The sequence below is a fragment of the Paraburkholderia sp. genome, assembly GCF_049581445.1.
GTDB lineage: Bacteria > Pseudomonadota > Gammaproteobacteria > Burkholderiales > Burkholderiaceae > Paraburkholderia.
On record NZ_JBAURZ010000214.1, the window covers coordinates 1 to 10,772 of the forward strand.

Consider the following 10,772-nt stretch of genomic DNA (forward strand, 5'->3'; position numbering starts at 1 on the left):
GGGCAAGGCAGCGCTCAGGCGCAGGGCGCGCGCGGCCGTACCGAGGCTGATCGGCCCGCGCCTTGGATGCCGGCTGAACCGGTCGCACCAGATGGGTGGCTGCGCGAGCCGGCGACGGCGGCGCGCAGAAATGGGCCGGAGCAAAGTGGCACTGGTGCTGGCGGGGTTGGCGCTCACGCGAGTGCTACTCGTGCTGGTGCTGATGATGCAGGCGGTCCTGGAGCCGGTGCCGGCGTTCCCTCCCGTAGCGCCTCATCCCGTCCGATCGCTCGGCCCAGCCCATTGGGTGCAGCAGTGGCCGGTGCTGGTGTAAGCGCCGCAGCCGACGGCTCGAAGACGTTCGCAGCCAGCGCGGCGACGCCGGTCAACACTTTGGGCACCCCTGGAAGCTCTATCCACGCGCAGCCCACGCCTGCTTCAGTCCAAAGGACCGCGCAACCGATGCGCACCAACGCGCCGCTGCCCTCGACGGAAAGCAGTGCGGCGTCGACACCTGGCGGAGCACCGCAGCAGTCCAGTCTTAATGCCGCTCGCGGCACTCAGGCACCCCTTGGTCACGTCAGCTCGAGCACGCGGGCTCCCAATTTTTCGCGCCCGCCCGCCGCTACCCAGCAAGTTACCCCGCCCGCCAGCGTGCAGGAAACGCTGCGCACCATCGAAGAGAATGCCGCGCGCTGGACGACCATCGCAGGCGCGAGCCTCGCTCGTCGAGACCATCCTGAGGTCGTCAGATACACGACCGATCCGTCAGCATCTACACCAACGGACGACACGACCACGGACGATGGCCGCGCCCGATCCGCGACAGCGTCCAATGCCGATGCGGCCAGCGGCATGCAAAATAGCACTGCGGCATCTGCTGCCCACGTGCAATCCGAAAGCGAGCTACCTCCCGAACCCGCGAGCACGTCGGACGTGCCTCCTACGGCCGGTGACCCTGCAGTCGTGACGCTCACCGAAGACGCTGCCGCGATGGCGCCTGTCGCGGAAGAGTCCGCCGCGCCAGTACAAGTGGCGAGCAATGAAGCCGACTCAAGTCCTGAACCAGGCTTGGGCCCCGAGGTCGACACAGCCTTGGCGCAACATGCAGGCCTCGAAGCCGACGCCTCGCCAGCGCAGACCACCAGCGCAGGCATCCCCGCAGCGAGCGTCCCGGCTGAAGACTCGTCGAATGGCGATCAATGGCACACCTTCGACGCGCCGATCGAAGCCCCCCTGCCCCGCCCTGAAAACGCGATAACCATCGAGCGCGCGGAGTTAGCCACGCTCGCGGCGCAGGACGAAGCACAAGGCGAAGGGCGGCCCGAAGCAGAACCGTTCACGCTACCGAACGCCGAACCAGCGCACGTAGAGCGGTCCAACGTCGAACCCGCGCTGCCGCAGAGTCCATCGCTTTCGAACGTGGTGCGCTTTCCCGGCTTCGCTGCGAGCGCCGTTGTTCACGCCGAATCCACGACATTTGACGCCGCCGAGCCTCCACGCGAAGAAAGCCCAGTCACGCACCACACGTCCGCCGCCTCGCGCTACGTCCGCGCGGATGACACCACCACCGTGGACGAAACCGACAAAGCCGACGAAGCCAACGAAGCCGAAGCGCCCGACGAAGTAGCCTACGACGACGACAGCGCCGCCCCGGTGACCCCCGGCATGCACGCCGCGCCGTTCCCCATCACGCGCCACGAGCCGGCCAACGAACCCGTGGCGCCCCGCCCTCCTGTGCGCGGCCATGCTCCCACCGTGTTTGAGTTCCGCGCGCCGGCGGCATCGATGGTCGAACTGCCCACGCTCGATCTGCTCGCCCGCGCCGACACCGATGTCGAGCCGGTCTCCGAGGAGCACCTCGCCGAAACCGGCCAGTTGATCGAGCAGCGCCTGCAGGAATTCAAGGTGCCGGTGACGGTGGTCGGGGCCTCGGCGGGTCCGGTGATCACGCGTTTCGAAGTCGAGCCCGCGCTCGGCGTGCGCGGCAGCCAGATCGTCGGCCTGATGAAAGACCTGTCGCGCGGACTCGGCCTCACGTCGATCCGCGTGGTCGAAACGATCCCCGGCAAGACCTGCATGGGCCTCGAACTGCCGAACGCCAAACGGCAAACCATCCGCCTGTCAGAGATCCTCGAAGCAAATGTCTACCAGCACTCGCACTCCATGCTCACGCTCGCGATGGGCAAGGACATCACGGGCCATCCAGTGGTCGCCGATCTGGCGAAGGCGCCCCACATGCTCGTGGCAGGCACCACGGGGTCGGGCAAGTCGGTGGCGATCAACGCCATGATCGTGTCGCTGCTGTACAAGGCCACGCCCGAAGAAGTGCGCCTCATCATGATCGACCCGAAGATGCTGGAATTGTCGGTCTACGAAGGTATCCCGCATCTGCTCGCACCGGTCGTGACGGACATGAAACTCGCCGCCAACGCGCTCAACTGGTGCGTGGGCGAAATGGAAAAACGCTACCGGCTGATGTCGGCGGTGGGCGTACGTAACCTTGCGGGCTTCAACCAGAAAATCCGCGACGCCGAAGCCGCCGGCAAGAAACTGGGCAACCCATTCTCGCTGACGCCCGAAGCGCCTGAGCCGCTCGCCGCCTTGCCGCTGATCGTCGTGGTAATCGACGAACTGGCCGACCTGATGATGGTGGCCGGCAAGAAGATCGAAGAGCTGATCGCACGTCTCGCGCAGAAAGCGCGGGCCGCCGGCATCCACCTGATACTGGCAACGCAGCGGCCGTCTGTTGATGTGATTACCGGTCTCATCAAGGCCAACATTCCGACGCGCGTCGCCTTTCAGGTGTCGTCGAAGATCGACTCGCGCACGATTCTCGACCAGATGGGCGCCGAATCGCTGCTTGGTCAGGGCGACATGCTATTCCTGCCGCCTGGCACCGGTTATCCGCAGCGCGTGCACGGCGCGTTTGTGGCCGACGAGGAAGTGCACCGGATCGTCGAGTATCTGAAGCAGTTCGGCGAGCCGCAATACGAGGAAGGCATCCTCGACGGGCCCGTAAGCGACGGCGCCACGCAGGACCTCTTCGGCGACACGCCCGAAGCCGAAGCGGACCCGCTCTACGACGAAGCCGTGGCCTTCGTGGTGCGCACCCGGCGCGCGTCGATCTCATCGGTGCAGCGTCAATTGCGCATCGGCTATAACCGTGCGGCGCGCCTCGTCGAACAGATGGAAACAGCAGGACTCGTCTCGGCGATGGGTATCAACGGCAGCCGCGAAGTGCTGGCGCCTGGACCGGCTGAATAAGCAGCCGCCGTCACCGGCTTGCGTCGATGCAAGCAAAACAAACGGGCCTCGCAGGCATATCCGCCTGCAGGCCCGTTTCGTTTTATGCCGCTTTAAAGGCGCCTGACTGTGCTCGAACGCGACGCGTCGGCCTGACGCTTACGACGGCGATACCAGCTTGAAATCCACCGGCGAGCCGATATCGATCCGCTTCGGATTCGCTTCGAGCAAGCCGGTCTGCTGGTCGCGTTTGAAGACATACGCGGTGTCGCTGTTCTGATTGCCGACGATCAGCCAGTTGCCGGTCGGATCGATCGCGAACTCACGCGGCGACTTGCCAAGGCTCGATTGCCGGCCCACCAGTTTCAGATGGCCGTTCGCCTGATCGACCGCGAAGATCACGATCTCGTTGGCGTCACCACGGTTGGTGGCATAAAGGAAACGTCCGTCCGGCGACAGATGGATCGCAGCCGCCCCCACCTGCCCCTTGAAGTGGGGTTCCGTAATTGGCGAGACCTGCAGCAGCGTGAGCCTGCCGTCGTCATAACGGAACGTGCTGACGGTCGCCGCCAGTTCGCTCGTCAAATACGCGTATTTGCCATCCGGGCCAAACACCAGGTGACGCGGACCGGAGCCCGCCTTCACGTCCGTATAGCGCCATTCGGTCGGGCCGAACAAGCCGCGGCTACCGTCCGGCGTATAGAGGTACGAGTAGAGCTTGTCGGCACCAAGGTCCTGCGCGAACAGGTACTTGCCGTCCGGCGAGAACACCGTCGAATGCACATGCGAGTTGTCCTGGCGTCCTTTTACCGGGCCACCCCCTTCGTGATGCACCGTCAGCACCGCTTGTCCAACCTGGCCGTCGGCCTGCAGCGGAAACACCGCGAAGCTGCCGCCCGGATCAGCCGCCACTGAGTAATTCGCCGTCAACAAGTATTTGCCGTCCGGTGAGATCTTCAGATAGCACGGGTCATTGCCCTCCGAGGACACCTTGTTGAGAAACGTCAACTGGCCGCTTGCCGGATCGAAGCCAAACGCGCTGATGCCGCCGCGTTGAGAGGCCGGACCGTTATCGCCGGGGAGTTCGTTGACCGAGTACACGTGACGGCGGTCGCTGCTGACCACCACGTACGACGGGTTGACCGTCTGCGCGACCGACACGCGGGTCGCTTCGCCGGTCTTCGTGTCGAATCGGTAGACGTAGATGCCTTCGCTCTTGCCGCCCGTGTAGGTGCCGACGATCATGTCGTAGATGCCATCTGCGGGGGCCGGCCCGGCATCCTGGGCAAACGCGGGCGAAGCAACAATCGAGACCATAAGGAGTAAACCTCTTATTATCGTGCGGGCGGACCGGTGTGATGGCGTTGGCGAGGCGCAAACGCCCTCGCTTACGGATCGGGATTGACGGGAGAACAGCGAAGCGGCGCGCGGAGCAACTCGGTCGCGAAGATGCATATGGACCTCCTGGACATCGGGTTATTCGGTTTAGCTGTCACTGGTCTACCACGCGGTGTCGAGCGTTTTTTGTTATCGGCGCAAGTATAGAAGATAGAAGCAAAACGATGAGCCGGAACGCCCGTGCCTGTGAAGGCGGCCCGGTGCCGACGAGCCGCCTGACGGCCTGTCGGGCGCAAACCCTCTCTTACACCCGTAGTGCTACTCGGAGTCTCCATGAACATCACCCTAAGCCTGGGCCCGGTGGTTTCCCTGATCGCCGGCATCCTCATCCTCGTGATGCCGCGCCTCCTGGCCTACATCGTCGCGCTCTACCTGATCATCATCGGCGTGATCGGCATCTTTGGCGTCGCAGCGTCACATCTCTAATCCGTTGCGGGCGGCACGACGCTGACCGCCGTGGGCGGCCAACGGCTCATGGCTGATGGCGAGCGGTATCGCGGGCCGTCGGCACACACGCCAAAGGTCCGCCTCACACCCACTGATTTCGCAAGCTATCCGTTAGCTAACTGGTCGAGCCGCAGGCGTCCCTGCAGCGACAGGCCGCCGACGGCATAATGACCGTCGCCCTTTCGATATTGCTTGAAGCAGGCCCGCTCGGTCAGGAAGGCCATCGCAGTCTGCATCCCGTTGCGGGACAGACCCAGGCTTCGCGGGTCGAGTGGCAACATGGAATCGCCAGCAAGTTCGCTGGCGGCGGAGAGTATCTTGATGCAATCGGATTTCGACGGGTTCAGCATGGCTTTCGTCCTCGAAAACAGCGTTTGCGTGCGATGGACCGACCACGCCGCGACATCTCAGGCAGGTCCCCACCCTTCTACCAAAGCTCTGATTTTAAGCAGCGCCGCGCCGGAATGACAATGCGGGTTGCCGCCCATTACACGGGCTGAACCAAAACGTATGCGACGGGTCCGGTAATAACAGCAGCCCAGCGTGTACCGGGCGCAGTCCTTACACATACGCTGATGTCGATCACTTAAATCGGTCACTTATGCCCGCACTCATTGAAGACTATGCCCTCGTCGGCGACGGCCACACAGCCGCGCTGATCTCCCGTGACGGTTCCGTCGATTGGCTCTGCTGGCCGCGTTTCGACTCCGGCGCCTGCTTCGCCGCCCTGCTCGGCACCGAAAAGAATGGCCGCTGGCTGATTGCGCCGGACCTGAAAGAATCCGACACGCCTCCGGTGTTCAAGCGCCGCTATCGTGGCGAAACCTTGATTCTCGAAACCGATATCGAAACCGCCGATGGCGCGGTCACGGTGATCGATTTCATGCCGCCGGGCAATGGCTGGTCGGAACTGGTCCGGATCGTGGTGGGCCGGCGCGGCACGGTTCGCATGAAGATGGAACTGGTTCTGCGCTTCGATTACGGCTTTTCCATTCCGTGGGTGAGCCGCCTCAAGCACGATAGCGGCATCAAGGCCATCGTCGGGCCGGATACCGCGATATTGCGCACGCCTGTCGACCTGCGCGGCGAAAACATGCAAACCGTGGCCGAGTTCACCGTCACAGCCGGCGAGCGCGTGCCGTTCTCGCTCGCCTACTCGCCGTCGCACCTGCGTATTCCGCCCGCACGCGACCCGCACACGTCGCTCGCCCGCACCGAGAACCACTGGCGCGACTGGTCAGCGCGCAGCACCGTCGAAGGCAAATATGCAGAACCGATCCGCCGCTCTCTCATCACGCTGAAGGCGCTGGCCTACGAACCGACCGGCGGCATTGTTGCAGCGCCCACCACGTCGTTGCCCGAACAATTGGGCGGCACGCGCAACTGGGACTACCGCTACTGCTGGTTGCGCGACGCCACCATTACGCTGCTCGCCATGATGCGCGGGGGCTACTTCGACGAAGCCCGCGCCTGGCGGAGCTGGCTCGCCCGCGTCATGGCAGGCGCGCCGGAACAGTTGCAGATCATGTATGGCATTGCCGGCGAGAGGCGCCTGCCGGAGTGGGAGGTGGGCTGGTTACCAGGCTACCAGGACGCAGCGCCGGTGCGCATCGGCAACAATGCGGCGGGACAGTTGCAGCTCGACGTGTACGGCGAAGTGATGAACGCCCTGCATCTGGCGCGCGTAGGCGGGTTGCAGAATGACGACACGACCTGGAATGTGCAGTGCGAGATGCTCGAGCACCTCGAAACGATCTGGCAGGATCCTGACGAAGGCATCTGGGAGACCCGCGGCGGCCGGCAACATTTCACGTTCTCGAAGGTGATGGCATGGGTGGCGTTTGACCGCGCGGTCAAATCCGCCGAATCGTTCAATCTCCCCGCACCACTCGATCACTGGCGCGCGATTCGCGATCAGATTCACGCCCAGGTCTGCGAGAAGAGCTGGAACGCCAGGCTCAACGCATTCACCCAGATCTACGGCGGCGACGAACTCGACGCGAGCGTCCTGCTGTTGCCGCAAGTGGGCTTTCTGCCGCCGTCCGATCCGCGCGTGATCGGCACGCTCGCCGCCACCGAAAAGTATCTTTTGCGCGACGGTTTCGTGATGCGCTACCGTACTACGGAATTCGACGATGGGCTGCCACCCGGCGAAGGCACCTTCCTCGCGTGCAGCTTCTGGATGGTCGATAACCTCGCCATGCAAGGCCGGGTTGAGGAAGCCGAGACGATGTACGAACGCCTGCTCGCGCTCGCCAACGACGTCGGATTGCTAGCCGAGGAGTACGACCCGGCCGCGAAGCGGCTGGTCGGCAACTTCCCGCAGGCGTTTTCGCATGTGGCGCTGGTGCACACCGGACTGAATCTGATGAAGCACGAGCAGGAGATGGCGAAAGCCACCGGGCAGCCGCCCCATGACGGCAACGCGCAGGACGACGAGATGTTCGAACAACCGGCGCAATAGACGCAATGTGCAGCGGCTAAATTGCAGCGGGCACGCTACGTGCGACCGGCTAGGGGCAAACCTCTAACCAGGCGCCTGGGCATAACGGCAGCCGAGCGCCAAAACTTGACCCTGCGGGAACCCCGTATAGCACCGCAGCAATTTCGGCCCTACCATGATCTAATGACGTTTTAGCAACGTTTAGGTCAAAAGTTGCTGCGTTGCACAAATTCGTTCAGTCCGATATGATCAACTGCAACTCTTGGCCGATAATCAAGCGTTCACAACCAATACGGCCCGCCGCTACGCGACTCGCGAGTTTGCGAAGCCCCATGCAAACCGCCCCAACGCTGGAGCACCCATGCTCTATCAACTGCACGAATTCCAACGGGCGCTGTTAAGCCCGCTTACCGCCTGGGCTCAGGCCGCGTCGAAATCTTTCGCGAATCCGGCTAGCCCTTTTGCCTATGTTCCGGGCGCAACCCGTCTTTCCGCGGGTTACGAATTGCTCTACCGGCTCGGCAAAGATTACGAAAAGCCTGAATTCAACATCCATCAGATCGTCAAAGACGGCCACAACATTCCGATCATCGAGCAAACGATCATCGAGAAGCCGTTTTGCCGTCTGTTGCGCTTCAAGCGCTTCGCTGACGATAGCGGCGCCGTTAGCCAACTGAAAGATGAACCGGTCGTGCTGGTGTGCGCGCCGTTGTCCGGCCACCACGCCACGCTGCTGCGCGACACCGTGCGCACCCTGCTGCAAGACCACAAGGTGTACATCACCGACTGGCTCGACGCACGCATGGTCCCGCTTGAAGAAGGCAGGTTCCACCTGGACGATTACGTTGCTTACATCCAGGAGTTCATTCGCCATATCGGCGCGAAGAACCTGCACGTCATCTCCGTGTGCCAGCCTACCGTGCCGGTACTCGCCGCCATTTCGCTGCTGGCGAGCCGTGGCGAAGACACGCCGCGCACCATGACGATGATGGGCGGCCCGATCGACGCACGTAAGAGCCCGACCTCGGTGAATTCACTGGCCACGCAGCATTCGTTCGAATGGTTCGACAACAACGTGATCTACACGGTGCCGCCGAACTATCCGGGCGTGGGCCGCAAGGTCTATCCGGGCTTCCTGCAGCACACCGGTTTCGTGGCGATGAATCCGGAGCGTCACGCTGCATCGCACTGGGACTACTACCAGAGCCTGCTGGCTGGCGACGAAGATGACGCTGAAGCTCATCGCCGTTTCTACGACGAGTACAACGCCGTGCTCGACATGGACGCCGACTACTACCTCGACACGATCCGCGTCGTCTTCCAGGAATTCCGCCTGGCTGAAGGCACCTGGGATGTGTCGGGAGAACGCGTACGGCCGCAGGACATCAAGAAGACCGCCCTCTTCACCATCGAAGGCGAACTCGACGATATCTCCGGCGACGGGCAAACGCGCGCTGCACACGATTTGTGCAGTGGGATTCCCGCCAAGGACAAGCAGCATTTCACCGCGGAAAAGTGCGGCCACTATGGCATTTTCTCGGGCCGCCGCTGGCGCACCATCATTTATCCGCAACTGCGCGACTTTATCCTCGAGCACAACAAGAGCACGAAGTCCGCTGCGGAAAAAGTTGAAGCGTAAGATGCGCGCAAGCAGGTAGCCCAGCGTCAACGGGTTGCCATGCTAAAGATTGTGTCTGCATCAAACGAAACGAAAAACGGCCCCTGCAAGGGCCGTTTTTCGTTTTTGAGCAAGCGTACACACTGGTCGGAATTGTTTCGAATTCCTATGTTCCCCGCGCAGTGAGCAATGCTTCGCAACGAGCGAAGCACCGCTCGCGGAAGAACGTGGCACGCTGAGGCATGCGACGGCGCGTGATGTTTAACGCCTCAGCAGATACGCCAGCAACAACTCCGTGTTCATCTGCACCACTTCGCTGCGTTCGGCCGGCGTGCTGAAATCGCGACCCAGCGTTGCTTCCAGCGTGAAGCGGTTCGACACGATGTAATAGCCCATACCCGACAGCGTGACGTAAAAGCGCAGCGGATCGACATTGGTGCGAAACAGTCCGGCGCGCTGGCCGCGTTCGAGAATACTGGCCAACGTTGCAACGATCGGCGAGATCATTTCGCGAATACGTGTGGACTTCTGCATATAGCGCGCCTCGTGCAGGTTCTCGTTATTCACGAGACGCAGCAGTTCGGGATGATCGCGATAGTAGTCCCACACAAAATGCGCAAGCCGCGTCACGGCCTCGACGGGTGCAATGCCGTTCAGGTCAAGCGTGCGTTCAGCTTCAGTGAGCGCGCCGAAAGCGTGCTCCAGTACAGCCGTGAAAAGCTGCTCCTTGCTACCGAAGTAGTAATAGAGCATTCGTTCATTGGTTTCCGCGCGGCGGGCAATCTGGTCGACGCGCGCGCCGAACAACCCACCATTTGCAAATTCCTCAGCCGCCGCGAGCAGAATACGGCGCCGGGTGCCTTCAGGATCTCTTTTGATTTTCGGCTGATTCATGGTGGCATGTTCGTGAGCCGCGTTATCCGGATCGTGCCGCCGGCCTCTCCTCGGGCCTTGCACCGACAGCACTGAACGGGCTGGTTGGGGGACACCCTTCTGCGGTCTTTCGGAAAAGCGCTTTGATTATGGCACATGGTTTGGTAATGGCAATCGGGGAAATCGGCGATAATGCGCTATTTCCCCTATGCCTGATGGAGCGGGCCATTTCGCCTCGCTTCCGTCTGCCGTTGAGCGCCCTGGGTCGCCCTTCGGCCGCCCTTTGGCAAGCCTCACCGTCGTGACCGTGACCGATTCCATAACACTCGCAGACCGCATCGAAGATCTGCTGCCCCAGACCCAATGCACGAAATGCGGATACGCCGGATGCCGGCCGTACGCCGAAGCCGTAGCAGTTGGCACAGCGAACTACAATCAATGCCCGCCAGGCGGCGCTGAGGGTGTCGCACGACTGGCCGACCTGCTCGGCAAACCGCTGATCCCGCTTAATCCCGCCAACGGTGTCGAACGCCCGCGCCCGTTGGCGGTAATCGACGAGAATCTGTGTATCGGTTGCACGCTGTGTATGCAGGCGTGTCCAGTCGACGCGATCATTGGCGCACCGAAGCAGATGCACACGGTGATCGAAGCGCTGTGCACTGGCTGCGACCTGTGCGTGCCGCCGTGTCCGGTGGATTGCATCGCCATGGTGCCGGTTACGGGTGAGGCAACCGGCTGGGATGCCTGGACGCAGGACGAGGCAAACGC

Annotated in this window: 8 protein-coding genes and 1 pseudogene; 6 read left to right on the forward strand and 3 right to left on the reverse strand. The window is 62.4% G+C overall.

The features are described from left to right. Both WCA85_RS18665 and WCA85_RS18670 read left to right on the forward strand, forming a co-directional pair. On the forward strand, window positions 1-313 hold a 313-nt coding region (locus tag WCA85_RS18665; protein ID WP_424066360.1), incomplete at its 5' end, for a hypothetical protein. Between the two features lie 1,370 nt (window positions 314-1,683). Continuing rightward, window positions 1,684-3,246, forward strand: a pseudogene (locus WCA85_RS18670) (DNA translocase FtsK); the annotation flags it as partial. Window positions 3,247-3,384: 138 nt separating this feature from the next. On the opposite strand, the gene WCA85_RS18675 reads toward WCA85_RS18670, so the two are convergent. Next, entirely contained in the window at window positions 3,385-4,542 is a 1,158-nt protein-coding gene (locus WCA85_RS18675; protein ID WP_424066361.1) for a lactonase family protein, read from the reverse strand. A gap of 354 nt (window positions 4,543-4,896) precedes the next feature. Between WCA85_RS18675 and WCA85_RS18680 the strand changes: the two genes are divergently transcribed. After that, a complete protein-coding gene (locus WCA85_RS18680; RefSeq protein ID WP_424066362.1) occupies window positions 4,897-5,049 on the forward strand; it encodes a DUF3096 domain-containing protein in 153 nt (50 codons plus the stop codon). Between the two features lie 125 nt (window positions 5,050-5,174). On the opposite strand, the gene WCA85_RS18685 is transcribed toward WCA85_RS18680, so the two are convergent. Beyond that, window positions 5,175-5,420, reverse strand: coding sequence for a hypothetical protein (locus WCA85_RS18685; RefSeq protein WP_424066363.1), 246 nt, complete (start codon window positions 5,418-5,420; stop codon window positions 5,175-5,177). 251 nt (window positions 5,421-5,671) lie between these two features. Between WCA85_RS18685 and WCA85_RS18690 the strand changes: the two genes are divergently transcribed. Both WCA85_RS18690 and WCA85_RS18695 read left to right on the forward strand, forming a co-directional pair. Beyond that, window positions 5,672-7,534: a glycoside hydrolase family 15 protein gene (locus WCA85_RS18690; protein WP_424066364.1), complete on the forward strand. Its 1,863-nt coding sequence runs from the start codon at window positions 5,672-5,674 to the stop codon at window positions 7,532-7,534. A gap of 340 nt (window positions 7,535-7,874) precedes the next feature. Then, window positions 7,875-9,152: a polyhydroxyalkanoate depolymerase gene (locus WCA85_RS18695; protein WP_424066365.1), complete on the forward strand. Its 1,278-nt coding sequence runs from the start codon at window positions 7,875-7,877 to the stop codon at window positions 9,150-9,152. 240 nt (window positions 9,153-9,392) lie between these two features. Here the strand turns inward: WCA85_RS18695 and WCA85_RS18700 are convergent, their stop codons facing one another. Then, window positions 9,393-10,025, reverse strand: a complete 633-nt coding sequence (locus WCA85_RS18700) for a TetR/AcrR family transcriptional regulator (protein WP_424066366.1) — start codon at window positions 10,023-10,025, stop codon at window positions 9,393-9,395. Window positions 10,026-10,311: 286 nt separating this feature from the next. On the opposite strand from WCA85_RS18700, the gene rsxB reads away from it, so the two are divergent. Continuing rightward, the coding region (gene rsxB, locus WCA85_RS18705; protein ID WP_424066367.1) for an electron transport complex subunit RsxB at window positions 10,312-10,772 on the forward strand (461 nt) is incomplete at its 3' end.